This is a genomic window from Pelomonas lactea (assembly GCF_043555885.1).
Lineage (GTDB): Bacteria > Pseudomonadota > Gammaproteobacteria > Burkholderiales > Burkholderiaceae_C > Pelomonas > Pelomonas lactea.
Window position 1 is genome coordinate 275,366 of record NZ_JBIGHX010000007.1, and the last position, 23,908, is coordinate 299,273.

The 23,908-nt window shown below is 71.3% G+C and carries 22 protein-coding genes; 8 read left to right on the forward strand and 14 right to left on the reverse strand.

Going from position 1 to position 23,908, the window contains the following annotated elements:
- Nucleotides 1-88 precede the first annotated feature (88 nt).
- Genes murG through mraZ form a run of 10 tightly spaced genes read right to left on the reverse strand, consistent with a single transcriptional unit; the run spans nucleotide 89 to nucleotide 11,630 of the window.
- Nucleotides 89-1,174, reverse strand: coding sequence for an undecaprenyldiphospho-muramoylpentapeptide beta-N-acetylglucosaminyltransferase (gene murG / locus ACG04Q_RS19455; RefSeq protein WP_394512939.1), 1,086 nt, complete (start codon nucleotides 1,172-1,174; stop codon nucleotides 89-91).
- Nucleotides 1,171-2,430 (reverse strand): putative lipid II flippase FtsW, encoded by a 1,260-nt coding sequence (gene ftsW, locus ACG04Q_RS19460; protein ID WP_394512941.1) that lies wholly within the window; start codon nucleotides 2,428-2,430, stop codon nucleotides 1,171-1,173. The genes murG and ftsW overlap by 4 nt, the downstream gene beginning before the upstream one ends.
- 22 nt (nucleotides 2,431-2,452) lie before the next feature.
- Complete coding sequence (gene murD, locus ACG04Q_RS19465; protein ID WP_394512942.1) at nucleotides 2,453-4,162, reverse strand: UDP-N-acetylmuramoyl-L-alanine--D-glutamate ligase; 1,710 nt, start codon at nucleotides 4,160-4,162, stop codon at nucleotides 2,453-2,455.
- 6 nt (nucleotides 4,163-4,168) lie between these two features.
- Nucleotides 4,169-5,347, reverse strand: a complete 1,179-nt coding sequence (gene mraY, locus ACG04Q_RS19470) for a phospho-N-acetylmuramoyl-pentapeptide-transferase (protein WP_394512943.1) — start codon at nucleotides 5,345-5,347, stop codon at nucleotides 4,169-4,171.
- Nucleotides 5,337-6,722 carry a UDP-N-acetylmuramoyl-tripeptide--D-alanyl-D-alanine ligase gene (locus tag ACG04Q_RS19475; RefSeq protein ID WP_394512944.1) on the reverse strand — a complete coding sequence of 462 codons (1,386 nt, stop codon included), beginning with the start codon at nucleotides 6,720-6,722 and terminating at the stop codon, nucleotides 5,337-5,339. Before ACG04Q_RS19475 ends, mraY begins: the two co-directional genes overlap by 11 nt.
- Complete coding sequence (locus ACG04Q_RS19480) at nucleotides 6,719-8,185, reverse strand: UDP-N-acetylmuramoyl-L-alanyl-D-glutamate--2,6-diaminopimelate ligase (RefSeq protein WP_394512945.1); 1,467 nt, start codon at nucleotides 8,183-8,185, stop codon at nucleotides 6,719-6,721. Before ACG04Q_RS19480 ends, ACG04Q_RS19475 begins: the two co-directional genes overlap by 4 nt.
- On the reverse strand, nucleotides 8,185-9,972 hold the full coding sequence (locus ACG04Q_RS19485) for a peptidoglycan D,D-transpeptidase FtsI family protein (protein ID WP_394512946.1): 1,788 nt from the start codon (nucleotides 9,970-9,972) through the stop codon (nucleotides 8,185-8,187). The genes ACG04Q_RS19480 and ACG04Q_RS19485 overlap by 1 nt, the downstream gene beginning before the upstream one ends.
- Nucleotides 9,969-10,232 carry a cell division protein FtsL gene (gene ftsL / locus ACG04Q_RS19490; protein WP_394512947.1) on the reverse strand — a complete coding sequence of 88 codons (264 nt, stop codon included), beginning with the start codon at nucleotides 10,230-10,232 and terminating at the stop codon, nucleotides 9,969-9,971. The genes ACG04Q_RS19485 and ftsL overlap by 4 nt, the downstream gene beginning before the upstream one ends.
- Before the next feature lie 4 nt (nucleotides 10,233-10,236).
- Nucleotides 10,237-11,190 (reverse strand): 16S rRNA (cytosine(1402)-N(4))-methyltransferase RsmH, encoded by a 954-nt coding sequence (gene rsmH / locus ACG04Q_RS19495; RefSeq protein ID WP_394512948.1) that lies wholly within the window; start codon nucleotides 11,188-11,190, stop codon nucleotides 10,237-10,239.
- Entirely contained in the window at nucleotides 11,190-11,630 is a 441-nt protein-coding gene (mraZ, locus tag ACG04Q_RS19500; protein WP_394512949.1) for a division/cell wall cluster transcriptional repressor MraZ, read from the reverse strand. Before mraZ ends, rsmH begins: the two co-directional genes overlap by 1 nt.
- A 393-nt stretch (nucleotides 11,631-12,023) precedes the next feature.
- On the opposite strand from mraZ, the gene ACG04Q_RS19505 reads away from it, so the two are divergent.
- Nucleotides 12,024-12,320 (forward strand): hypothetical protein, encoded by a 297-nt coding sequence (locus tag ACG04Q_RS19505; RefSeq protein WP_394512950.1) that lies wholly within the window; start codon nucleotides 12,024-12,026, stop codon nucleotides 12,318-12,320.
- 7 nt (nucleotides 12,321-12,327) lie between these two features.
- Nucleotides 12,328-13,497, forward strand: a complete 1,170-nt coding sequence (csm6, locus tag ACG04Q_RS19510) for a CRISPR-associated ring nuclease Csm6 (protein WP_394512951.1) — start codon at nucleotides 12,328-12,330, stop codon at nucleotides 13,495-13,497.
- On the opposite strand, the gene csx16 (ACG04Q_RS19515) is transcribed toward csm6, so the two are convergent.
- On the reverse strand, nucleotides 13,494-13,817 hold the full coding sequence (csx16, locus tag ACG04Q_RS19515; RefSeq protein WP_394512952.1) for a CRISPR-associated protein Csx16: 324 nt from the start codon (nucleotides 13,815-13,817) through the stop codon (nucleotides 13,494-13,496). The genes csm6 and csx16 (ACG04Q_RS19515) overlap by 4 nt on opposite strands.
- Before the next feature lie 104 nt (nucleotides 13,818-13,921).
- Here csx16 (ACG04Q_RS19515) and cas6 point away from each other — a divergent pair, with 104 nt between their 5' ends.
- Nucleotides 13,922-14,809 (forward strand): CRISPR system precrRNA processing endoribonuclease RAMP protein Cas6, encoded by an 888-nt coding sequence (gene cas6 / locus ACG04Q_RS19520; protein WP_394512953.1) that lies wholly within the window; start codon nucleotides 13,922-13,924, stop codon nucleotides 14,807-14,809.
- Between the two features lie 7 nt (nucleotides 14,810-14,816).
- On the opposite strand, the gene csx16 (ACG04Q_RS19525) is transcribed toward cas6, so the two are convergent.
- The 3 genes from csx16 (ACG04Q_RS19525) to ACG04Q_RS19535 form a co-directional block, all read right to left on the reverse strand.
- Nucleotides 14,817-16,541 carry a CRISPR-associated protein Csx16 gene (gene csx16 / locus ACG04Q_RS19525; protein ID WP_394512954.1) on the reverse strand — a complete coding sequence of 575 codons (1,725 nt, stop codon included), beginning with the start codon at nucleotides 16,539-16,541 and terminating at the stop codon, nucleotides 14,817-14,819.
- Between the two features lie 89 nt (nucleotides 16,542-16,630).
- Complete coding sequence (locus tag ACG04Q_RS19530) at nucleotides 16,631-17,020, reverse strand: hypothetical protein (RefSeq protein ID WP_394512955.1); 390 nt, start codon at nucleotides 17,018-17,020, stop codon at nucleotides 16,631-16,633.
- Complete coding sequence (locus ACG04Q_RS19535; RefSeq protein WP_394512956.1) at nucleotides 17,002-17,460, reverse strand: hypothetical protein; 459 nt, start codon at nucleotides 17,458-17,460, stop codon at nucleotides 17,002-17,004. The genes ACG04Q_RS19530 and ACG04Q_RS19535 overlap by 19 nt, the downstream gene beginning before the upstream one ends.
- 241 nt (nucleotides 17,461-17,701) lie before the next feature.
- Here ACG04Q_RS19535 and ACG04Q_RS19540 point away from each other — a divergent pair, with 241 nt between their 5' ends.
- The 5 genes from ACG04Q_RS19540 (at nucleotide 17,702) to ACG04Q_RS19560 (ending at nucleotide 23,761) form a co-directional block, all read left to right on the forward strand.
- On the forward strand, nucleotides 17,702-17,977 hold the full coding sequence (locus ACG04Q_RS19540) for a hypothetical protein (RefSeq protein ID WP_394512957.1): 276 nt from the start codon (nucleotides 17,702-17,704) through the stop codon (nucleotides 17,975-17,977).
- Nucleotides 17,978-18,218: 241 nt separating this feature from the next.
- Nucleotides 18,219-21,182, forward strand: a complete 2,964-nt coding sequence (gene cas10 / locus ACG04Q_RS19545) for a type III-A CRISPR-associated protein Cas10/Csm1 (RefSeq protein ID WP_394512959.1) — start codon at nucleotides 18,219-18,221, stop codon at nucleotides 21,180-21,182.
- A complete protein-coding gene (locus tag ACG04Q_RS19550) occupies nucleotides 21,179-21,775 on the forward strand; it encodes an RAMP superfamily CRISPR-associated protein (protein ID WP_394512961.1) in 597 nt (198 codons plus the stop codon). Before cas10 ends, ACG04Q_RS19550 begins: the two co-directional genes overlap by 4 nt.
- Nucleotides 21,775-22,770 (forward strand): hypothetical protein, encoded by a 996-nt coding sequence (locus ACG04Q_RS19555; RefSeq protein WP_394512962.1) that lies wholly within the window; start codon nucleotides 21,775-21,777, stop codon nucleotides 22,768-22,770. Before ACG04Q_RS19550 ends, ACG04Q_RS19555 begins: the two co-directional genes overlap by 1 nt.
- Nucleotides 22,763-23,761 (forward strand): hypothetical protein, encoded by a 999-nt coding sequence (locus tag ACG04Q_RS19560; RefSeq protein WP_394512963.1) that lies wholly within the window; start codon nucleotides 22,763-22,765, stop codon nucleotides 23,759-23,761. Before ACG04Q_RS19555 ends, ACG04Q_RS19560 begins: the two co-directional genes overlap by 8 nt.
- Nucleotides 23,762-23,908: the final 147 nt, after the last annotated feature.

Below are 23,908 nucleotides of genomic sequence, written 5' to 3' on the forward strand. Positions count from 1 at the left end.
TACGTCGGCCGATCCCCCGAGGGGATGCGGGCCGGCTTGGGAGCGGCCCGGCGCTCGGCCCGCCATGCACTACGGCCTTCACCAAGGCTCATCTCAACATCCCCTCGATTTCATCGGCCACGCGCGCGGCGGCGCGGGGGCGGGCCAGCGAGCGGGCCTTCTCGCCCATGGCCAGCAGCGCGCCACGGTCCAGGCCGGCCAGCAGTTCGTGCAGCTTCTCGGGCGTCAGTTCCGTCTGCGGCAGGTGGATGGCCGCGCCGTGCTGCGTCATGAAGATGGCGTTGTCACGCTGGTGCGACGTCGTACTGACGACCAGCGGCACCAGCACCGCCGCGCAGCCGGCCGCGCACAGCTCGCTGACGGTGATGGCGCCGGCGCGGCAGACGACGACATCGGCCCAGGCCAGCGCGGCGGCCATGTCGTCGATGAACGGCCGCACCTCGGCGGACAGCCCGGCATCGGTGTAGGCCTGCCAGACGGCGCCGAGGTGATCCTGCCCCGCCTGGTGCAGCACCTGCGGGCGCTGCTCGGCGGGCCACAGCGCCAGCGCCTTCGGCAGCGCCTGGTTCAGCGCGCGGGCACCCAGCGAGCCGCCCAGCACCAGCAGGCGCAGCGGGCCCTGCACGCGATTCGGATCGGCCATGCGCTCAGCAGGCGACGGCAGTGCCTCGATCTCGGCGCGCACCGGGTTGCCGCTGACGATGGCCCCACGGGTGGACGCGGCAGCGGCGCCGTCGAAACCGAAGGCGATGCGCTTGGCGAACGGCTTCAGCGCAAAGTTGCTCTTCAGCATGGCTGCGTCGGCATTCACCAGCATCAGGGGCCGGCCGGTCAGCGCGGCCGACAGGCCGGCCGGCACGCAGACATAGCCGCCCATGCCCAGCACGGCCGTCGCGTGGCGCTTCGCGTAGACGCGCCGGGCTTCGCCCAGCGACTTGAAGAAGCCGACGATGCCGCGCAGCGTGTGCTTCAGTCCCTTGCCGCGCAGGCCGGCGAACGGCAGCGCGTCCAGCTCGATGCCGCGTGCCGGCACCAGCCGGTTCTCCATGCCATGCGGCGTGCCTATCCAAGACACGGTCCAGCCGCGGCGCTGCATTTCCTCGGCCACGGCCAGCCCGGGAATGACGTGGCCGCCCGTGCCGGCGGCCATCACGACGAGATGACGATCGCTCACGAGCGCCCTCCTCTCATCATCTGCCGGTTCTCGAGGTCGATGCGCAACACCACGGCCAGCGCCACGCAGTTCATCAGGATCGCCGAGCCGCCGAAGCTCATCAGCGGCAGCGTCAGCCCCTTGGTCGGCAGCGCGCCGAGGTTCACGCCCATGTTGATGAAGGCCTGGCCGCCCATCCAGATGCCTATGCCTTGCGCGTACAGGCCGGCAAACACGCGGTCCAGCGCGATGGCCTGGCGGCCGATCAGGAAGCAGCGCCGCGTGAGCCAGAAGAAGGCCAGGATGACGACGGCGACGCCGGCAAAGCCCAGCTCCTCGCCGATGACGGCCAGCAGGAAATCGGTGTGCGCCTCGGGCAGGTAGTGCAGCTTCTCGACGCTGCCGCCCAGGCCCTGGCCCAGCCACTCGCCGCGGCCGAACGCGATCAGGCTGTGCGTCAGCTGGTAGGCCTTGCCCTGCGCGTACTTCTCGTCCCAGGGGTTGAGGTAGGCAAAGATGCGCTCGCGGCGGAACTCGCTGAATGTGATCATCAGCACGAAGGCGCCCAGCAGCACCGCGACGATCAGGAAGAACATGCGGCCGTTGACACCACCCAGGAACAGGATGCCCATCGCGATGCACGCGATGACCATGAAGGCACCCATGTCCGGCTCGGCCAGCAGCAGCAGGCCGACGAAGGCCAGCGAGATCGCCATCGGCGTGACGGCGCGGAAGAAGTTCTCCCGCGCGTCCATCTTGCGCATCATGTAGTTGGCCGCGTACAGCGCGATGCCGAACTTGGCCAGCTCGCTGGGCTGGAAGTTCATGACGCCCAGCGGAATCCAGCGCCGCGCGCCGTAGACAACCTTGCCGACGCCCGGCACCAGCACGGCCACCAGCAGCACCAGCGCCGCGATGAACACCCACGGCGCATAGCGTTCCCACAGCGACACGGGGATCTGCACCGTGACCAGCCCGGCGACCAGCCCGAACCCGATGGCCACCATGTGCCGCGTCAGGAAGTGCGTGGGCTGGTACTTGGAAAAGCGCGGGTTGTCCGGCATCGCGATGGACGCCGAATAGACCATCAGCAGGCCCAGCGCCATCAGCGCCAGCACCACCCAGACCAGCGTGATGTCGAAGCCCTGCAGCTGCGTGGGCCGGCCGGCGGACGTGGCCACCCAGTCGCGCACCGGCACCGGGCCGGCGGACTCGGCGTCGCTGCGCTTCCACAACGATTGCAGCCTGGCGGTGAAGCCGTTGAGCACCGCGTTCATTGATGCACCCTTCGCGCTGCGCTCACAACGTCACCCCGCGGTCGTCGGCAAGCTGCTGGACCGTCGCGACGAAGACCTCGGCGCGGTGGGCGTAGTTCCTGAACATGTCCAGGCTCGCGCAGGCCGGGCTCAGCAGCACGCTGTCGCCGCTCTGGGCCTGCGCCAGGCACCAGGCGGTGGCGGCTTCGAGCGTGTCGTGGTGCTGCTGGGGCACGCCCGTGTGCGCGAGCGCGGCCTCGATCTGCGGCGCGTCACGGCCGATCAGCGCGACGGCACGCGCGTGGCGCTGCACGCCATCGGCCAGCGGGGAGAAGTCCTGGCCCTTGCCATCGCCGCCGAGGATGAGCACCAGCTTGGCCGGCGCGCGGTCCGCACCCAGGCCGGAGATGGCGGCGACCGTGGCGCCGACGTTGGTGCCCTTGCTGTCGTCATAGAACTCGACGCCGTCGATGCTGCCCACCGGCTCCACGCGGTGCGGCTCGCCGCGGTACTCGCGCAGGCCGTGCAGCATGGGCGCCAGCTCGCAGCCGGCGGCCGTCGCCAGCGCCAGCGCCGCCAACGCATTCGCGGCGTTGTGGCGGCCACGCACGCGCAGCGCGTCGGCGGGCATCAGGCGCTGGATGGACAGCGGCTCGTCATCGTCGCCCTTGCGCTTCTTGATCGTCGGGTCCAGCTCGCGGGCGCGCACCAGCCAGGCCAGGCCGCCCTCTTCCGTCAGGCCGAAGTCGCCCGGCGCGGTCGGCGGGTTCAGGCCGAAGCGCACGACGCGGCGCGACACCGTGCGGCCGGGCTTGCCGCGCGTGCCCTTCACGAACACGGGCTGCGGCACCAGGCCTTCGACCTCGGCGTCGTCGCGGTTGGACACGATGACCGTCGGGCTGTCCATGCCGCGGCCGAAGATGCGCGCCTTGGCGCGGCCGTAGGACGCCATGTCGCCATGCCAGTCCAGGTGGTCCTGCGTCAGATTCAGGATGGCGCCCGCGGTGGGCTCGAAGCCCGCCACGCCGTCGAGCTGGAAGCTGGACAGCTCCAGCACCCAGACCTCGGGCAGCGTCTGGAACACCGGGCCGCGCGGCGGTGGCGGGTCAATGGGCAGCGGCGTGTCCTCGTCGGGCAGCACGGCGGGCGCCGCTTCTTCCGCGGCGGCGGCTTCCGCGACGGGCACGTCTTCGATCTCGGCCGCCACGACCTCTTGCGGCGTCAGCGCCGGCGCGGGATCGGGATCGGGCTCCTTCGCCAGTGCGTCGGTCAGCGTGTCCATCAGCGTCGGGCCGATGTTGCCGGCGATGGCCACGCGCCGGCCGGCACACTCGACGAGCAGGCCGGTCATGCAGGTGGTGGTCGTCTTGCCGTTGGTGCCGGTGATGGCCAGCACGGCCGGCGCGTAGCCGTGCTGCGCCTTCAAGGCCGCGAGCGCGTCGGCAAACAGGTCCAGCTCGCCACGCACGGCCGGGCCGTGTTCGTAGACCGCCTTCAGGCGCGCATCCAGCGGCGACAGGCCCGGGCTCTTCAGCACCGCGTTGAAGCCGGCGACGATCTCGGCCGTCAGTTCACCGGTGATGAACTGCGCCGTGTCGCCCAGCGCTGCAAGCTGCGGCGGCTGCGCGCGCGAGTCCCACACGGTGACCTGTGCACCGAATCGCGCGCACCAGCGGGCCATCGCGAGACCGGAGTCCCCGAGGCCAAGCACCAGCACGCGCTGATCCAGGAGTTGCGGCAGGTCCAGCTTCATGTCGGCTTACCGCAGCTTCAGGCTGGACAGGCCGATGAGGCACAGCAGCATCGTGATGATCCAGAACCGGATGACGACCTGCGTCTCGTTCCAGCCGCTCTTCTCGAAGTGGTGGTGCAGCGGCGCCATCTTGAAGATGCGCCGGCCTTCGCCGAAGCGCTTCTTCGTGAACTTGAACCAGCTGACCTGCAGCATCACGCTGAGCACTTCGGCCACGAAGATGCCGCCCATGATGCCCAGCACGATTTCCTGGCGCGTGATGACGGCAATGGTGCCCAGGCCGCCGCCCAGTGCCAGCGCGCCGACGTCGCCCATGAACACCTGCGCCGGGTGCGCGTTGAACCACAGGAAGGCCAGGCCCGCGCCGGCCATCGCGGCGCAGAAGATCAGCAGCTCGCCGGCGCCCGGGATGTAGGGCAGCAGCAGGTACTTGGCGAACACCGACGAGCCGGTCAGGTAGGCGAACAGGCCCAGCGCCGAGCCCACCAGCACCACCGGCATGATGGCCAGGCCGTCCAGCCCGTCGGTGAAGTTCACCGCGTTGCTGGTGCCCACCATGACGAAGAAGGCGAGTGCCACGAAGCCCCACACGCCCAGCGGCATGGAGATGGTCTTGAAGAAGGGGATCAGCAGGTCGGCCTTGGGCGGCAGCTCGGTCGAGAAGCCGCTGGACACCCAGCGGAAGAACAGCTGCACGACGCCGAGGAACGACGTCTCCGACACGCTGAACGCGAGGTACAGCGCGGCGAACAGGCCGATCAGCGACTGCCAGAAGAACTTCTCGCGGCTGCGCATGCCTTCGGGGTTCTTGTCGACGACCTTGCGCCAGTCGTCCACCCAGCCCACGGCGCCAAAGCCCATGGTCACGAGCATGACGACCCAGACGAAGCGGTTGCTCCAGTCGAACCACAGCAGCGTGGACACGCCGATGCCGATCAGGATGAGCACGCCGCCCATCGTGGGCGTGCCGCTCTTGGCCAGGTGCTGCTGCACGCCGTAGCTGCGGATGGGCTGGCCGATCTTCATCGCCGTGAGGCTGCGGATGACCCAGGGCCCGAAGGCCAGGCCGATCAGCAGCGCCGTCATCGCGGCCATCACCGCGCGGAAGGTGATGTAGTTGAAGACGCGCAGAAAGCCCAGGTCGGGGTACAGGCCCTGCAGCCACTGGGCCAGGCTAAGCAGCATGGGTGTCTCCCGTTTGAGTCTGAAGTGCGGAGACCACTTGTTCCATCTTCATGAAGCGCGAGCCCTTGACCAGGGTCTGGGCCGCGTCAGGTTGTTCGTCGAGGGCCGCGATCAGCGCGGCCGTGTTGTCGAAGGCGCGTGCGGCGGCGCCATAGGCCGCGGCCGCGTCGCGGGCGGCGCTGCCGGCCGTCCAGAAGTGCGCGATGCCACGCTCTGCCGCGTAGGCGCCCACCTCGCGGTGGAAGGCCGGGCCGTCGTTGCCGACCTCGCCCATGTCGCCCAGCACCAGCCAGCTGTCGCCCGGCAACGCGGCCAGCACGTCGATGGCCGCACGCACGCTGTCGGGGTTGGCGTTGTAGCTGTCGTCGATGAGCGTGCGGCCGCGCGCATCGCGCTTGAGCTCGCTGCGGCCCTTGACGGCGCGGAAGGCTTCCAGGCCCTGCGCGATGGCCGCCAGCGGTGCGCCGGCCGCCAGGCCGCACGCGGCCGCCGCCAGCGCGTTGCGCACGTTGTGCTCGCCGGCCATCTGCAGCGCCACCGGCGCGGTGCCGGCGGGGGTGTGCAGCTCCAGCGCCCAGTGCGTGCCCTGCCACTCGGCGCTGCCGGTGACATCGGCCTCGCCGCGCAGCGCGAAGGTCAGGTGCGGACGCGCGCCGGCCATCTCGAACCAGATCGGCGCGCACGGGTCTTCGGCGGGGAACACGGCGCAGCCGCTGGGCGGCAGCGCCTGCAGCACGGCGCCGTTCTCACGCGCGACGGCCTCGACGGTGGCCATGAACTCCTGGTGCTCGCGCTGCGCGTTGTTGACCAGCGCGACGGTGGGCGCCGTCATCGCGGCCAGCGGCGCGATCTCGCCGGGGTGGTTCATGCCCAGCTCGATGACGGCGGCGCGGTGGCTGCGCTCGTCGTCATGGCGCAGCCGCATCAGCGTCAGCGGCACGCCGATGTCGTTGTTGTAGTTGCCCTGCGTGGCCAGCGCGTCGTCGCCCACCCAGGCGCGCAGGATGCTGGCGACCATCTGCGTCGTCGTCGTCTTGCCGTTGCTACCGGTGACGGCGATGACGGGGATCTGGTGCTGGCGGCGCCACGCGGCGGCCAGCTGGCCCAGCGCCGCCTTCGCGTCGGGCACCAGCAGGCCCGTCAGGCCCGCCTCGGCCAGGCCGCGCTCGGCCAGCGCGGCGACGGCGCCGCAGGCCCGGGCCTGCGCGAGGAAGTCGTTCGCATCGAAGCGCTCGCCGCGCAGCGCGACGAACAGGTCGCCGGGCTGCAGCGTGCGCGTGTCGCTGTGCACACGGGCGAAGGCGGTCGCGCCGTCGCCCACCAGCGTGGAGCCGGGCAGCAGCGCCTGCGCCTCGAGCAGCGAAAGAAAGCTCACAGGCCCGCCCTTTCCAGCAGCGCCGCGCGCGCCTCGGCCACGTCGGAGAACGGCCGGCGCACGCCGTGCACCTCCTGGTAGTCCTCGTGGCCCTTGCCGGCGATCAGCACGATGTCGCGCGCGCCGGCCTCGGTGATGGCCGCGCGGATGGCTTCTTCGCGGGCCTCGATGACGGTGGCCGCCGGCGCGCCGGCCGTGATGTCGGCCAGGATCTGCGCCGGCACCTCGGTGCGCGGGTTGTCGGTGGTCACGACGACGCGGCCCGACAGCCGCGCCGCGATGGCGCCCATCTGCGGGCGCTTGCCCCGGTCGCGGTCGCCGCCGCAGCCGAACACGCAGACCAGCTCGCCGCCGCGCGCCTGGGCCAGGCCCTGCAGCGCGGACAGCGCCTTGTCCAGCGCATCGGGCGTGTGCGCGTAGTCGACGACGACCTGCGGCAGCTCGCGGCCATTGCCCACGCGCTGCATGCGGCCCGGCACCGGCGTCACGCGCGACAGCGCGCGGGCCACGTCGGCCAGCGTGTGGCCCTGCGCGCGCAACGCGCCGGCCACGCCCAGCAGGTTGGCGGCGTTGTAGTCGCCGATCAGGCCGGTCTGCACCGGGATGGCGTCTGCGCCCTCGTGCAGCGTGAAGGCCAGGCCGTCGCCGGTGTAGTGCAGGCCGCGGGCGGTCAACCGCGCGTCCAGCCGCTCTACGCCGGTGGTCCACACGTCCAGCGCCGACAGTTCGGCCGCCAGCGAGTCCCCCTTGGCGTCGTCCAGGTTGACGACCGCGGCGCGCAGGCCGGGGAAGCCGAACAGCGCGCGCTTGGCCACCCAGTAGGCGTCCATGTCGCCGTGGTAGTCGAGGTGGTCCTGCGTGAAGTTGGTGAACACGGCCACGCGCACGGCCGTGCCGGCCAGCCGCTTCTCGACGATGCCGATGGAGCTGGCCTCGATGGCGCAGGCGGCGAAGTCGTCGCGCAGCATGCGTGCGAACGCGGCCTGCAGCAGCACGGGGTCGGGCGTGGTCAGGCCGTTGTAGTCGAGCTTGGGCGGCTCGCCGATGCCCAGCGTGCCGACGACGCCGCAGCGCTTGCCCAGCTGGGCCGAGGCCTGCGCGATCCACCAGGCCGACGAAGTCTTGCCGTTGGTGCCGGTGACGGCGATGACGTCCAGCGTGTCGGTGGGCTTGCCGAAGAAGGCCGCGGCGATGTCGCCGGTGCGCGCCTTCAGGCCAGGCAGCGACGCGACACGCGCATCCACGAAGCCGAAACGGTCGACACCGTCGTCTTCCACCAGGCAGGTGGCGGCGCCCGCGGCCAGCGCTGCGGCGACGTACTCACGGCCGTCGCGGGCGTAGCCGGGCCACGCGATGAAGGCGTCGCCGGGCTGCACCTGGCGGCTGTCGGTGCGCAGCGTGCCGGTGCACCATTCGGTGAGCCAGCGCGCGGCGGCGTCAGGAGATTTGAGGCGAGTCAGCATCAGAAGCTCTCTTCCACGGCCGTAGCCTTTTGATTCGCGACGATCTGGCTCTTCACGTCGAGGTCGGGCTGCACGCCCAGCAGCCGCAGCGTCTGCGCGGTGACCTGGCTGAACACGGGCCCGGCGACCTTGCCGCCGTAATAGACGCCGGCCGTGGGCTCGTCCACCATGACGGCCACGACGATGCGCGGGTTGCTGATGGGCGCGATGCCGACGAACCAGGAGCGGTACTTGTGGCTCGCATAGCCGCGGCCCTCCTGCTTGTGCGCCGTGCCGCTCTTGCCGCCGATGCTGTAGCCGGGCACCTGCGCGTCGGGCGCCGTGCCGCCCGGGCCGGCCGCGGCCTGCAGCATGTGGCGCAGTTCCAGCGCGACGCTGGGCGAGAACACGCGGATGCCGGGCACGGGGTGGTCGTGCGGCTGGCGCAGCATGCTGACGGGAATGATCTCGCCGTCGCGCGCAAACACCGTATAGGCCCGCGCGAGCTGGAACAGCGAGGCCGACAGGCCGTAGCCGTAGCTCATCGTCGCCTGCTCGATGGGGCGCCAGGTCTTGTACGGCCGCAGCTTGCCGCTGACGGCGCCGGGGAAGCTGATCTGCGGCCGCTGGCCCAGCCCGATGGCCGTGAACAGCTCGTGCATCTCACGCGGCTGCATCTGCATGGCCAGCTTGGTGGTGCCGATGTTGCTGGACATCTGGATCACCTCGCGCACCGTGATGACGCCATGCGCCTTGGTGTCGCTGATGACGGCGCCCTGGAACGGGTACTTGCCGTTGCCGGTGTCCACCAGCGTCTCCGGTTTCACGCGGCCCGTCTCCATCGCCAGGCCGGCGATGAAGGGCTTCATCGTCGAGCCGGGCTCGAACACGTCGGTCAGCGCCCGGTTGCGCAGCTGCTCGCCGGACAGGTTCTGGCGGTTGCCCGGGTCGTAGCTCGGGAAGTTGGCCAGCGCCAGCACCTCGCCGGTCTGCGCGTCCAGCACGACGACCGAGCCGGCCTTGGCCTTGTTCGCCGCCACCGCGTCGCGGATGCGCTGGTAGGCGAAGAACTGCACCTTGGAGTCGACGGACAGGTCCACGTCGCGGCCGTTCGCCGCGGGCACGATGTCGCCGATGTCTTCCACGACGCGGCCCAGCCGGTCGCGCACGACGGAGCGCGAGCCGTCACGGCCCTGCAGCTCCTTCTGGAACGCCAGCTCGATGCCCTCCTGGCCGCGGTCCTCGACGTTGGTGAAGCCCACCACATGCGCGGCCGCCTCGCCCTCGGGGTACTTGCGGCGGTACTCGCGGTCCTGGAACACGCCCTTGGCGCCGATGGCCTTGACCTTGGCCGCCGTCTCGTCATCGGCCAGGCGCTTGAGCCACACGAAACGCGACTCGGGGTTGAGCTTGGCCTCCAGCTCCCGGGGCGACAGACCCAGCGCGCTGGCCAGCGCCTGGCGCTTGGCGGGGTCGGCGTCGACCTCCTTCGGGATCGCCCAGATGGACGGCACCGCCACGCTGGCGGCCAGCGTCTGGCCCGAGCGGTCGTTGATGCGCCCCCGGCTGGCCGGCAGCTCCAGCGTGTGCGCGTAGCGGGCCTCGCCCTGCTTCTGGAAGAACTCGGTGTGCAGCACCTGCACATAGATGGCGCGACCCAGCAGCCCGGCGAACGCCAGCCCCACCAGGCCCACGAGGAAACGCGAACGCCATGGCGGCGTCTTGGACGCGAGCAGCGGGCTGGTGGAGTAGTTCACCGCGCGGCCCGAGCCGAGCGCGCGCGCGCCGGACTTGTTCTGCCGGGTCATTGACTCACCCCCGACGCGACGACGGCCGGCGAGATCAGCCGCATGCCCAGCCGCTCGCGCGCGACCTGCTCCACGCGCAGGTTGGTGGCCTGCGCGTGGCGCTCGGCCTTCAGCCGCTCGGCGTCGGCCGCCAGGCGCTGGCCCTCGGCCTTGATGCGGTCACGCTCGGCGAACAGCCGGCGCGACTCGTAGGCGTTGTGCACGAGCACGATGCCGCTCGCCAGCACCGCCACGATCAGCACGAAGTTCAACTTGGCCACGGCATCAGGCCTTCAGCGGCGCATCCGTGCGCTCGGCGATGCGCAGCACGGCGGAGCGCGACCGCGGGTTGGCGGCCACCTCGGCGTCGCTGGGCTTGACGCGGCCCAGCGCGTTCAGGATCAGCGGCGCCGGCTCGGCGAATGGCGCACGGCGGTCGAACACAGGCTTGCTGTACTCGGCGATGAACTGCTTCACCCGGCGGTCTTCCAGCGAGTGGAAGCTGATGACGGACAGCCGCCCGCCCGGCGCCAACAGGCGCAGCGCGGCCTTCAGCCCTTGATCAAGCTGCTCCAGTTCGCCGTTGACATGAATCCGAAGAGCTTGAAAGGTACGCGTGGCCGGGTCCTGGCCGGGCTCACGGGTCTTGACCGTGCGAGCCACGAGTTCGCGCAGTTCGTCGGTGCGCGTGAGCGGCGCACCGGCTTCTCGGCGAGCAACAACCGCCTTTGCAATCTGGCCAGCAAACCGTTCTTCGCCATAGTCCCGAATCACCTGTGCGATGGCGCGCTCGTCGGCGCGCGCGAGGAAGTCCGCCGCGCTCTCGCCGCGCGTGGTGTCCATGCGCATGTCCAGCGGCCCGTCGAAGCGGAAGCTGAAGCCCCGCTCCGGGTTGTCGATCTGCGGGCTGGACACGCCCAGGTCCAGCAGCACGCCGTCCACCTGATGCACGCCGATGGCCGCCAGTTCCTCGGCCATGTCGGCGAAGCCGGCGTGGACGATGGTGAAACGCGGATCGGTGATGGCGGCGGCCGCGGCAATCGCTTCCGGGTCGCGGTCGATGCCGATCAGGCGCCCCTGCGCGCCCAGCTTGCTCAACAGCAGCCGCGAATGACCGCCGCGGCCGAAGGTGCCATCCACGTAGACGCCGTCGGGCCGCGCCAGCACGCCGCCCACCGCCTCATCCAGCAGCACGGTCGTGTGGCGGAACGTGGCGCCGTCATGCATCCCGGCGCTCATCAGAAGCTGAAGTCCTTGAGCGCGTCCGGCATCGGACCAGCCAGCACCTCGGCCTCCTGGGCGACATGGGCCTTCTTGTCCCAGATCTCGAAATGGCTGCCCATGCCCAGCAGCACGACGTCCTTGTCCAGCCCGGCGCTTTCGCGCAGCTCGGGCGAGATCAGCACGCGCGCGGCCGAGTCGATCTCGACATCCATCGCGTTGCCCAGGAACACCCGCTTCCAGCCCGCAGCCGACATCGGCAGGCCGGCGACCTTGTCGCGGAACGTCTCCCACGTCGGGCGCGGAAACAGCATCAGGCAGCCGTCAGGGTGCTTGGTGATCGTCAGCCGCCCCTGGCAAAGCGCCTGCAGCACCTCACGGTGTCGCGCGGGAACGCCCAGGCGCCCCTTGGCGTCCAACGCCAAGTTTGAAGCTCCCTGAAAGACGATTTCCGACACTTTTCACCACGAAACGACACTTCTCCCCACTTTAAGCCCTGACCACCCCAGGGTCAAGAATGCGCACAAGTTTTTTCAATGAAATCAAGCACTTAGCATCGACTGTAAAAAAATACAGTTTTAACCAAAAATATCGTTAATAAATAAGGACTTGCCGAAATATTGCGAAGTTGAGCTTTAGGTTCAAAGTCGGCCCACCGCGTTTGTACGCATCCCCTGTTTGCAGCGCCGCCACCGCCTCCCGCGCGGCGGGCGACGGCAACGTTGGCGTGTGGCCCGGCGCCGCCGGTGCCGGGCGAGACTTCATCCCATCGCAGCAACGACGGCACTACGGCGCAAGACCCGTCGGTCGGCGGTGGCGTCATCGAACAACAGCAATTCAAGGAGATTCCCATGTTCAGCTTCCTCTCTTCCTTCTTCGGCAGCTTCGGCTGCGACAGCAACGCCAGCAGCACCCCCATCGACATGGGCCCGTCGGTGAACACCAACGGCATGCCGATGATTCCGGGGTCATGCATCGACGTGACCGGCGAGGTCTACGGCTCGACCACCGTAGGCGGCATCTCGGCCACCGACATGAGCGACACCTGGAGCGCCTCCTCCAGCGGCGACACCTGGAGTTCGTCGTCCTCCAGCGATGCCTGGAGCAGCTCGTCGAGCTGCGGAGGGTCCTTCGGCAATGACTGGTGACACCTCGATGCCGCTGCCCACCATGCCCTTGAGCACGCAGCCCGGCCGCCCCGGCTCCTACCCGCGACGCGCGCTTGTCTGCGTCGTCGGCCTGTCGCCGCAGGTGGTCACCGAGACGCTTTACGCACTCGCCCACGACGACGCGGACCACTTCGTACCGGGCGAACTGCACGTCATCACGACGGCGGCGGGCGCCCGGCGCGTGCGCGCCGAGCTGCTCGACAGCGGCGTGCTGGACCGGCTGCTGCAGCAGCTCGGCGCGGCGGCGGCCGCCGGCGGTGCGCCGCAGCTGGCGGTGCAGGTGCACGTGGTCCGGCGCCAGGGCGTCGAGGTGGAGGACATCGACTCGGTGGGCGATGACACGGCGCTGGGCGACACCGTGCTGGGCGTGATGCGGCCGCTGGCGGCGGACCCCGGCTGCGCCATCCACGCGTCGCTGGCGGGCGGACGCAAGTCCATGGGCTTCTACATCGGCTACGTGCTGTCGCTGATCGGCAGGGCGCAGGACCGGCTGTCGCACGTGCTGGTGAACGCGCCGTTCGAAGGGCGCGGCGACTTCTTCTACCCACCCGCCCCGGCACAGGCCTTGCCGTTGCCCGGCGGCGGCCAGGTGTCGACAGCGCAGGCCCGGCTCGCGCTGGCGCCGGTGGCCTTCGTGCGCATGTCCGACGGCCTGCCGGAGCAGTTGCGCCGCGAAGACATCGGCTTCGAGGATCTGGTGCGGCGCGCCCAGCTGGCGATGGCGCCGTTCCGCGTCGAGCTGGCGCCGGCCTCGCGCGAAATCCGCATCGCCGGCATGGCCCCCACCGTGCTGGAGCCGGCCCTGTTCGCCTGGTACCTGTACTTCGCGCTCCGGCGCCAGCGGGCCCTGAAGGAGAACGACGCACTGATTGCGCCCGGCATGCTGCGCGTGCACCGCTATCCGTCCCGCAACATCGGTCTCGACGCAGCGCTGATGCACCAGGTGTGCCAGCGCATTGGCGTCGAGACCCAGCCCACGCAGCTCACGCCGGAAGAGCTGCGCACCCGCGTGTCGCCCATCAACAAGGCGCTGCAGCGCGGCCTCGGCGCCGAGCTGGCGCGGCATCTGGTCATCGCGGGGCCGGCGGATCGTGCCACCCGCGACGGCCAGTACGGCCTGCTGGGGCTGCAGCCCGCGCAGATCCTGGTGCTCTAACCCGCCGGGGGCGGGTCCGCCACCCGCACGTCATAGGCCACCAGCCGTGCACCGGCCCGGGTCAGCTCGTCCGCATCGAGCTCCTGCCCGCGCTGGCCGGCGGCGAGACGCACGTCCAACGACAGCACGCGGGCACCGCGCGCGCAGGCGGTGGCCGCCCACGCCAGCGGCAGCACGCCCATGACGACGTCCCCCGCAGCCAGCACCTGCGCGTCGAGATGCTCGACGACCACGCACGCGCCGGCGTCCGTGCCGGGTGGCAGGTTCGCCTTCAGCCAGACAATGGCACCGGGATGACGGGAGACGAGGTAGGTGGTCACGTTGAGGTTCTCAGGCGAGGTTCGAAGATGCACGGCCAGCGGCGTCCGCGCCAAGGATCGCACGACCGGCGCCGCGGCACCCGCCCAGCGTCGACACGCTCGCCATGACCCCGCCTGATCGCCCGCGGCTGGCCGGCCTCGCGTGGGTGCGCCTTGCCTGCCGCCTCGAATTCGATGCGCCGGTATCGGGAATGCCCGACTTGGGCTGGGGCGCCCTGCTGCGGGGCTCGTTCGGCCGCGCACTGTTCGCCACGGCCCCTGTAAGTGCCGAGCTGTTCATGGGCGGACAAACGGCCGACGACGCCGTGCGCCCCTGGTGGCTGAGCGCCCACCCGCTGGCGGCCGACGGCGCGGACGGCATCCGTGCGGTGGACGCCTGCTGGACGCTTGTGGGCCCCGCGATTCCCCGGCTTCCCGACGTCGCGCGGGCCATCGAGGACATGGGCATGGCCGGCTTGGGCCGCGAGCGCATGCCGGCCCGGCTCCGCGAGGCCGCCGCTGCCGAACACGTGGACGCGGACCAGCTGTGGATGCAGGTGAGCGCCTCGCCGGCCATCAGCGCCGCCGAGCCGCTGGAGGTGCGCGCCGACAGCCCCTGGCGGGTGAAGCATCGCAACCAGTGGCTGCGCCAGGCCATGCCGATGGACGTGCTGTTGCTGGCCTGCCTGGCGCGCCTGTCGGCCGTCCGCCGCGTCAGCGGCATCGCGGCGGAAGCCCCTCTCATCGACGCGGCTGCGCGCCGGGCCTGGCTCGACCGAGCGGCGGCATGGGCGCCTCGGGCCGAGGACACCCGCGTCGCGCAGGCGCCGCGCTGGTCCGCCCGGCAGGCCCGCCAGCTTCCGCTGAGCGGCCTGGTGGGGAGCTGGCGCTACGACGCGCCGGCCCGGGTCGCGCTGCCCTGGCTGGCCCTGGCGCAGCAACTGCACCTGGGCAGCAAGACGACGCTGGGCTTCGGCCAGCTGCGGCTGGCGTCGGCCCGAGACGCCGGCTGAGGCCCGCTCACCGGCGCGCGGGCTTGGCTGCAGACCTCGACGAGTTCCCTCCCAGCACCTTGGCCCACGAGCGAAACGACGGCTGCCATTCGATGCCCGCCCATTCGGCCAGCCGCTGCGGCAGGTCGCGCAGCGACTCCGCGCCATCGAGGATAGTCAGGCGATTCAGCGCCGCCCGGTCCATCACGTCGCCCAAGTGCGTCTTCGAAAGCTCCGACGTCGACAGGATCCAGGAACTTCCGTGCAGGCCGGCGACGGCGTCGCGCAGCGTCGCCGACTTGTTCAGGATGTCCTGGCTCTTGTTCATCAGCGCGCGGCCGGCCTTGCACTCCACGATCAGCAGGCGGTTGCGCCAGACCAGCGCCAGGTCCAGCTCGTTGAGCTCGTAGTTGCGCCGGTCGGCGCGCGCCTGTCGCACGTCGATGCCGACATTGCCCGCGAAGTGGGACACCGGCAGCCCGATGGCCGCAGCGCTGAGCAGCGCGAACTCCTCCACATAGCCCCCCGACAGGTACACCGCCGCCGCGACATCCGGGAAGACCACGCGCAGCTGCCCCCCCTGGATGCCGCTGGATTCGTCGAGCACCCCCTGCTTGACCAGTTGCTGCAGCAGCGTGCGGCTGTCGGCGCTCACGCGGAACGGCTCCATCAGCTGCGCAACCTGGACAGCCTGGAAAGGCCGCGGCGTGCGGGCCTTGCCCGTCGCGCGCGTGCTGTCCACGGCCGTGGCGGCCAGATCGTGCAGCGCCGCCGCGAGGCCGTAGGCCACGCGACGGGACGGCCCGACCTGCGACTGCAGCCCCGTGTCGAACTGCGGCATCCGCAGCGCCAGCATCGCCGTCAGCCGCTCGCGTGACTTCAGCCGCGCCATCACCTCATCGTCATCGCACCGCATCTGACGCGTGATGCGCAGCCCCTGCATTTCGAGGTAGGTCGCCAGGTCCAGCAGGTCGTCGGGCAGTTGGAGACCGTCGGCGCCCGGCGGGTCGATCCGCTCGATCTGCCCCCGGTCGGTGTTGCAGTAGATGATGTCCGCCTGCGAACGCAATGCATCGGCGAAGGCCAGTGTCATCAACTTCTGCCCGCCGGTGATGTTCAGCACGACGCGGTACTCGGGGAAACCCTTGCGCAGCTTGGCCACCTCGGCGATCACGCGCTGGTGCGTGGCGGCGTAGCCGCCGTCGGCCGGCAGCCGCACGAGGATGGGCGCGCCGGTCTGGCCACGCCGCTCGCCCTCGCGCCGCGCCACGTCCATCAGCCGCTCGGCCTGGACGGCCATCGTGGGGCTGGCGAACACGACCACCCGGTCCCAGGCGCCCTGGATGATCGGCATGACGTTGGGCAGGGCCTGCCCGGTGGCGATGCACAGGTGCAGCACGGGCCGGCCGTCCGAGTCCTCCCACGCTTCGGGGGTGTCGATGGACTGCGTGCGCGAGCCGAGGTCCGTGACGCGGAATTCGTCGAGGCGCGCACCGTAGGCATCCATCTCGTCCGCCGTCAGCTCCTTGCCGCGGGCCTCGGGCGGCACATCCATCGCCAGGTGCCAGTAGTGCGCGCCGCGCCGGTTGACTTCCGCGATCAGGTGCACCGGCAGCGTGCCCATCACGACATCGCCCGGCGCCACCGACGCCACGTCGAAATTGCTCATCTCCACCTTGCGCGCACGCAGCCCGTGCCGCACGGCCCACGTGATCGCACCTCGGTGGCGCGTGACAAAGATTCGCTTGGGCATGGATGAGGTCGAACAGAAGTTGGAACGGCGAAATTCTGGTGGCGCCCCCCGGGCCGCCCGGCGTCAACACCCGACAGATCGTGGAAGGTTCACGCGCCGGCCCAATGGGCAGTTGCCCGGCGGGCGCGGGCAGCCACGGCGCGCTGCAGCGCCCGCGGCCCCGCCTCGAACGGCGCCGCTTCCTGCGGCGACACCAGCACCGGCGGCACAGGCACCAGCCGGAGGCCGCGCCTCTCTCGCAGCGCCCGCGCCGCGCCGGGCAGCACCGCACCATCGGCGCTGAACGTCAGCACCTGCAGGCCAAAGCGCTGCATGAGGGCCGTCTCGGCGAGGGAGAAGAACCCCGCGACATGATCGCCATGCCGCGGCACCAGTTCGGCCAGGCGTGCGACGCACCACCATGCCGTGCCCGGGCGCAGACCATCGAGCACGCGCAGCCACGGCTGCGCAGGCAGTCCGATCAGGAAATGGCGAGGCATGGGCACGCTCCCTGTTGATGACGATGGGGGCGCGTGACGGCAAGCGCGCGGCAGGCTGCCGCCTGGCGCAGGAGGTCGCGGTGCACGGCGATCAGCCGCCAGTCCGCGCCGTCGCGCGCCCACGCCGCGAACCGGCCGCAGCCCGTGCGCGCCTCGTCCGAACACAGCCAGACGCTCAACTGCAGCAGCCGCGCCTGCAGCCCGGCCCGCACGGCGGTGTCTTCGTGCGCCACATGCAGGTGCGCGGCACAGGCCCGCAGCAGCGGCATCAGCGGCCGGCCCGCATCGAAAGGCCGCCAAACACCGGCGGTGCGGTCCGCCGCATGCGGCAGCGACACCGCCGCCCCGTAGGCCGCCTGCCAGAGGCGGTCAAATGCCTGCGGGCATACCGGCGGCGCCGCGTCCGTCGTTCCGGACAGAAGAATTTCCTGCTGTTTCATGGACTCCCTCGACCTTGTGTTGTTGTTGGATCGAGATGCTCCCGCCGCCGACCCACCGGCCGGCCACTTCGCAACGTTGGTGCGCGCCGCTCACGGGCGAACGCATGGCAACGTTGGCGTGCGCCGGCCCCGCCCGCACCGGGCGCTACAGTGCAGCCCATGTCGTGACCCGTCCCCCACTCCTTGATCGCCGAACGCCCGGCCGGGCGTTCGAAGTGCATTCACACGTCAAGGAGAAAAGATGTTTGTTCGACATTCCCGTGCGCTGGTCTGGCGCGACGAAGCGCCCACCACCTCCGCGGCATCGGCCGCACCGCGCCGCCGGCACCTACCGCCCGTCCAGGTGATCTGGGCCCGCAAGCCGTGGCGGTGCGCGGCGGGCATCTGCATCGCCGTGCGCCTGCGCGGCGGAGAGCTCGAGGTCGCCCTGCGCGACACCCCCTCGCCGCGCTGGGTGCCGGCCGCTCGCGCGCTGAGCCCCCGCGAGGCGGACCGCTGGGCCGCCGAGGGTTTCTAGCCGCCGGCCAGGCCGGGGCGTCGACGACGCCCCGGCCTGGCCAAGTGTGAAGAACTCGACGCAGGCGCGGCGTTTTTCGCCTGGCCTTCCGCCGCCCGCGGCTAATCTGGCCGCGGCTTCGATGACGCCCCGACTTGCGAGGGGATTGCCTTTCTATCGATACCAACTCGGGCCGTCCTGCTCACGCAGGCGGCCCCCCTTCTCTTGCGCCCGAACCGATGCCCGCCTCGCGCCGCCCCTGATGACGACGACGTCCCCTGAGTCATCCGACGCCGCGGCACTCGCCGCCCTGACCGCCCAGCTGATCTGCGTGCGCGAACTGGCCGCCCGGGCCACCGCCGACGAGCTCGATCCCGCCTGGCCGCTGGCCGAACGCGTCGCGGCCTTTGCCGCCGGTGTGCCGCGACGCTTGGCCACGCTGCAAGAGGCGCCCGGCGTGCCGGCGCAGGTCCGCAGCCTGCTGGCCTGGCTGGCCAGCCCGCATGCGCTGCAATCAGCGCTGGAGGGCGGACCGGCCGCGTCCACGTTGCCGGTCGGCCTGTCCGGAGAGACGCTGGGAGCGGTGAGCCAGGCCTGGAAGCACGTGGCCGGCTGCGCCCTGCTGGACTGGCTGCCGGACGCTCGCTTGCTGTCCGGCGAGCTGCCTGCCCGCGAGGGCATCTGCCCGCTGATCTCACAGGTGAACGGCGGCATCACGGTTCGCAGCCCCGAGAGCCTGGGCCAGCCTGCCCGGCTGCCGCTGCGGCCACTGACGGCGGCGCTGCCGTCTAATGCGTCCGCGGACACGCCGCAGGGCGGCGGCTATGCCGCGCTCTGGGACGACTTCGCCGACATGACGCGGCGCATGCCCGACACAGGAGGCCAGTTGGAACGGGACTGGCTGGACGGCCTGAACGCCGCCCTCGACGCGGTGCTGCACGCGGTCCCCGTCGACGCCTTCGCGCCGCGGCCGCTGGACAGCCTGGCCGATCTGGCGCGCATGGCGGCGGCGTGTGCGGCCTGTCTGCGTCTGCACGACGATGCGGCCCGGACCGACGGCCGGCGCACCGACCCCTACCGTTTCGTGCTGGGCGAGTTCACCCCCATCCAGGGCTTCATCCTGGGCGCCAGCAGTGCCTCGCCCTGGCTGGCCAACGCCGTTGCCGGCGGCCGCTCGGCCTTCGTCAAGCTGACCGCCGAGTTGGCCACGCTGCGCGTGCTCGACCACCTGGGCCTGCCCTCGGCATGCCGCATGTTCAGCGCCGCCTCCAAGTTCATGCTGCTGGTGCCGCACACCGAGGCCGTGAGGGCCCGGCTCAACGAACTGCGCGCCGAGTTCGACGACTGGGCGCTGCGCGAGCTGGGCGGCAGCGGCGGCATCGCGCTGGGCTGGTGGATGGCGCCGGCCGCGGCGGTCGGCGGCGCACGCAAGGCGCCAGGCCCGGCCGCCTACCGCGACTCCTTCGCCGGCCGCTACAAGCGCACGCTGCGCCAGCTGGACGACGCGAAGTTCCGCCGGTTCCGCCTCGCGGAAGGCGCCGATCCCGTGCTGCACCATTACCTCGACGGGCTGGCGCAGGGAGCCGACGTCTGCTCGCTGGACGGCACGACGCTGGCTTCGCCCGCCCCCGAGTCGCTGGTGCAGACGCTGGTCGACCCCGCCCGGGCCGCCACGGCGGGTTGGCCGGCACTGAGCCGCGCCAGCGCCGCGCAGCTGGAACTGTCCGCCCGCCTCGGCCGCTCCCGCTGGCTGCACATCCACGACATGCGAGCGAGGGACGCCCGCCACCCGTCGGCGCCACCGCAGGCGCTGGACTACTTCGGCTACCTCGTGCGGCTGACGGAGGCACCGCCACGGGCGGCACTGCACGCCGGCACACGTGTCTGGGACATCGCGCCCGGGCTGCGCCACGCGCAGGAACGCGGCTTCCAGGGGCATCCGCAGCGCCCCATCGCGCTGTTCAGCGGCGTCGGCCGGCGCCAGCCCATGGCGATGCTCAAGGGCGACGTGGACCGGCTGGGCCGCATGCTCCAGGAGGGCATTCCGGGCTTCAGCCTCGGGCGCCTCAGCCAGATATCGCGGCAGATCGAGCACTTCTTCACCTGGCATGTGCCCAGCCTGTTGCGCGACAGGCACCCGCGCATCCAGACCGTGCTGGCCGGCGGCGACGACTTCTGCTTCATCGGCGAGGCACAGGACATCCTCGAGCTGGCCGGCTCGCTGGAAGCCCACTGGTCGCGCTACACGCAGAACCCCAGCCTGACGTTCTCCGTCGGCATCCACGTCGGCACGCCGCGCACCGCGCTCGCCGAAGTCGACCGCCTGGCCGATGACGCCCTCGTGCTTGCCAAGCGCGAGCGCGGCTCCGTCGCCTTCCGGGGCCGCAGCGTCCCCTGGGCGACGTGGCGGGACATGATGGCGCTGACGCACGAGCTGCTGCGCACGCTCCACGCGCAACCGCCGCGGACGGGCGGCGCCGGCCTCCAGACGGGCTACCAGGAGTTCGCCCGCCGGCTGCTCGCGGTCTGCCACCGCCTGGACGATTCACGCGCCTTCGCGCAGCTGCGCTGGCGCGCGCAACTCCACCAGGCCATCTCGGCGCTGATCTCGATGCATGGCCGGCAGCGCGCCGCGCCCGCGACCGAAGCGCGGCGCATGCGCCACCTCATCGAGTTGCTGGACACGCGCGGCTTCTCCCGCCACGGCGCCGACATGGCCATCGTCGGCCACACGCTGCTGCTTAATCTGGGCCGCCCCGACACCTCGGCCGCGACACACGCCGCCACGCTGCCTGCCACTGCGCCGGAGACGCAGGCCGCGGAGGACGCGGCCGCGCCAACGCTGGAGGCCGCGCTGCAGGCGCTGGACTGGTCCGTGCCCGACGAGGCCCTGTTCGGGCAGGCCGCTGCGCATATCGCCCGGCTGATCCGCACCGTGTCGCGCCGCGCGGTCGATGCGTACATGCGCGACCTGCGCGAATGGGACACCGAGTGCGACCGGCAGGACCACGTGTTCGCGCTGCTGCGGCCCCGCATGGCCGTCGCCGCCGTGCGGCCGCGCGCCACCGGGCAGGGCGCCCCCGAGCTGGCGGTGATGCGCCGGACGCTGCTGGAGCGCGTGCGCAACGCCGACGAGCTGCACTGTGCGCGCTGGTTCTGGGAAACGGTGCTGGCGTTCGCCGGCACACAGACCGCGCTCGCGCGGCTGGAGGAAACGACGCAATGATGGACGTGTCCCTGATCCGCATCGAAGCCCGCATGACGCTGGCGTCCGCGCTGCACATCGGCGCGGCCGGCACCGCCGCCGTGGGTGCCAAGGAAGTGCCGACCGCCCGCGGCGGCATCGACGACATGCCCTACATCCCGGGGTCCTCCATCAAGGGCCGCATGCGAGCCCTGCTGGCCCGGGTGGAACTGCGCGAATGGATGCCGCATGCCGGCGATCCGCTGGTGGCGCTGTTCGGTACCCACGGCGTACGGGGCGCGCTGTCCTTCTGGGACTGCCCGCTCGACGCCGACTGGCTCACCGACCGCCAGGCCGCGCTGCAGGCGGTGACGCAGGTGCGCTGCGATCTGCAGGACGGCGGCCGTGTCCGCACGCGCGAGGTCGTGCCCGCCGGCGCACCGTTCGTGTTCCGGCTCGGCCTGTCGATGCGCCGCGCCGACGGCCTGGACACCGTGCTTGCCGGGCTGCGCATGTTGGAGTGGGAGGGCCTGGGCGCCGGCACGTCGCGCGGCATGGGGCGCGTTCGCTTCACGGCGCTGCGCGTGGACGGCCAGTCCGCGCAGGAGCGCCTGGACCGGATCGGTGCCGACTGATGGCCTGGATCGAGGTCCAGATCACGCCGCGCACCGGCTTCTCGTCCCCGCTGGCGGGCAGCACGCTGTTCGGGCAATGGTGCGCATGCCGCGCGGCGCGCGCCCCGGGCCGACTGGTCGAGCTGCTGCAGGGGTACACCGCGAACCGCCCGTTCGCGGTGGTGGGCGATCCCCGTCCGCTGGGCTTCGTGCCCCGGCCGACGGTGCCGATGTACCTGTTCAAGGGCGTCTCGGGCATCAGCTCGAAGGAAGCGAAGTCGCGCCGCTGGATGCCGCTCGACAAGGCCAACAAGCTCGCGCTCGAGAACTGGCTCGAGCACTGCCGCACCGACCACGACCTGCTGCCCGCCGGCCAGCCCGCCGCGGCCTGGCAGCGCGAGCAGGCCCACGCCATGCGCGACAGCCGCATCCGGGCGGTGGAAGGCAGCGGCGAACACGTGCACCATGAGACCTGGTTTCATGCCGGCGTGAACCTGGTGCTGGACGTCATCCTGGACGACGACCGGCTGGCGCAGGACGAGTTCCTGCAGGTGCTGGAGGAGATCGGCTGGCGCGGCTACGGCGCGGGCGCCAGCCGCGGCGCCGGCAAGTTCGAGATCGGCTCGGTGGCGCGTCGAACCTGGCGCCCCGCGGCGCCCGATGAGTCGCTGCTGACGCTGGGCCACTGCACACCGTTGCGGGTGGACCGCCACCGCATGCTCAACAGCTTCTATCGCGCCACGGTCCACCACGGGCGCCACGGTGCACTGCAGGAGCCCGGCGTGCCGGGTGCCGCCGGCGTCGTGAAAGCCCCCGTGCTGATGGCCAGCCCCGGCGCGCTGTTCGTGCCGCCACCGCGCTACCCGCTGCCGTTCTACGGCCACGGCCTCGGTGGGGATGGCAGCCTGTCACTGCGCGACCCGCGCACCATCCACCAGGGCTATGCCCCGGCGCTGCCCGTGAAGTTCGCGCGCCAGGCCCAGAGCGTCACCGAGCGGGAGGCGGCGGATGATTGAACTGCGCCGACCCGGCGCCCGGCTCATCCTGGAGCCCGGTGGCGCGCTGCACTTCGGGTCCGAGGAACGGCTCGACGTGCTGTCGATGGCCCTCGTGGGCGATCACGTCTGGCAGGTCGACCAGAGCGAATTCACGCGGCGGCTGTCGCGGCCTCAGCGCACGGCCTACGAGGCACGCGCCCGCGGCGCCGACCCGCTGCGCGAATGCCACCGCTTCATGTGCGAGCACCTGGCTGTCATCCGCCAGGTCGGCCAGCCCCTGGTGCGCGCCAGCGCGGCAGTGCAGGCAGCCTACCGCGCCTACCTGGGTGGCGCCGACATGGGCGCCCCCCAGCTCGCACTCTGGCGCACCGAAGGCGACGCCGCCGCCCCCGTCATCTCCGGCGGCCACCTGAAGGCGGCCTTTCGCGTGGCCCGCGACGCCCAGGACCCCGCCCCGGGCCGCGGCTCGCCGTGGTTGCGCTTCACCAATGCCACCGTTGCCGGCAATACGCCCGACATGCTGGCAGCCATCCCCGCCCGACTGCGGCTCGACGCGCCCCGGCCCATGCCAGTCATGCGGGAGACCGACTGGTCCCTCGTGATGCTGCCGGCCACCGACCTACGGTTCCACGCCCGCATGGCGCCGGCGGACGACGAGCGTCCTGCGGAACAACTGGAGCACGCCTTCTCCGCCTGCAACCACCACTACGCGCCGCTGCTCAGGGCGACGCTGGACGCACTGCGTGGCGAACCCGCCGCCGACCCGGACACGCCGCTGCAGCGCTTCCTGGTCTGGGCGCGGCAGACGCTCGACCTCGTCGAGAACGACGCCCGCTGGGCAGTGATCCAGCTCGGCGCCGGTGCCGGCCACGCCGCCCACCCCACCTCCGGCCGGGCGGGCATGGGTTCTCGCATCGCAGTGGCACACACCGGTGCTGCGGCGACACGCGGCGAGAACGTCGCACAAGCATTGCCGATGAGCTGGGTGCGGGTGCGTCGCGACGCATGAGCGGGTTTGCGCAGCGGTCTTGAATCGACGGACTGCGTCCCTATAATGCGAGCTGCTAGCACTCTCTTCACCCGAGTGCTAACGAAATCGGGCCGGCTGTTCGGCCCCATTTTTTCGGCGCGCCGCACCTCTGGACTCGCGGCCGCT

Excerpts from the sequence above, each read along its gene's own strand:
- csx16 (WP_394512954.1), bottom strand. The coding sequence starts at position 16,541 with ATGCCCAAGCGAATCTTTGTCACGCGCCACCGAGGTGCGATCACGTGG.
- ACG04Q_RS19540 (WP_394512957.1), top strand. The coding sequence starts at position 17,702 with ATGTTTGTTCGACATTCCCGTGCGCTGGTCTGGCGCGACGAAGCGCCC.
- mraY (WP_394512943.1), bottom strand. The coding sequence starts at position 5,347 with ATGCTGCTTAGCCTGGCCCAGTGGCTGCAGGGCCTGTACCCCGACCTG.
- cas6 (WP_394512953.1), top strand. The coding sequence starts at position 13,922 with ATGACCCCGCCTGATCGCCCGCGGCTGGCCGGCCTCGCGTGGGTGCGC.
- ACG04Q_RS19485 (WP_394512946.1), bottom strand. The coding sequence starts at position 9,972 with ATGACCCGGCAGAACAAGTCCGGCGCGCGCGCGCTCGGCTCGGGCCGC.
- ACG04Q_RS19505 (WP_394512950.1), top strand. The coding sequence starts at position 12,024 with ATGTTCAGCTTCCTCTCTTCCTTCTTCGGCAGCTTCGGCTGCGACAGC.
- ACG04Q_RS19550 (WP_394512961.1), top strand. The coding sequence starts at position 21,179 with ATGATGGACGTGTCCCTGATCCGCATCGAAGCCCGCATGACGCTGGCG.
- murD (WP_394512942.1), bottom strand. The coding sequence starts at position 4,162 with ATGAAGCTGGACCTGCCGCAACTCCTGGATCAGCGCGTGCTGGTGCTT.
- ACG04Q_RS19555 (WP_394512962.1), top strand. The coding sequence starts at position 21,775 with ATGGCCTGGATCGAGGTCCAGATCACGCCGCGCACCGGCTTCTCGTCC.
- ACG04Q_RS19480 (WP_394512945.1), bottom strand. The coding sequence starts at position 8,185 with ATGCTGACTCGCCTCAAATCTCCTGACGCCGCCGCGCGCTGGCTCACC.
- csm6 (WP_394512951.1), top strand. The coding sequence starts at position 12,328 with ATGCCGCTGCCCACCATGCCCTTGAGCACGCAGCCCGGCCGCCCCGGC.
- cas10 (WP_394512959.1), top strand. The coding sequence starts at position 18,219 with ATGACGACGACGTCCCCTGAGTCATCCGACGCCGCGGCACTCGCCGCC.
- ACG04Q_RS19560 (WP_394512963.1), top strand. The coding sequence starts at position 22,763 with ATGATTGAACTGCGCCGACCCGGCGCCCGGCTCATCCTGGAGCCCGGT.
- ACG04Q_RS19530 (WP_394512955.1), bottom strand. The coding sequence starts at position 17,020 with ATGCCTCGCCATTTCCTGATCGGACTGCCTGCGCAGCCGTGGCTGCGC.
- ACG04Q_RS19535 (WP_394512956.1), bottom strand. The coding sequence starts at position 17,460 with ATGAAACAGCAGGAAATTCTTCTGTCCGGAACGACGGACGCGGCGCCG.
- ftsW (WP_394512941.1), bottom strand. The coding sequence starts at position 2,430 with ATGAACGCGGTGCTCAACGGCTTCACCGCCAGGCTGCAATCGTTGTGG.
- rsmH (WP_394512948.1), bottom strand. The coding sequence starts at position 11,190 with ATGAGCGCCGGGATGCATGACGGCGCCACGTTCCGCCACACGACCGTG.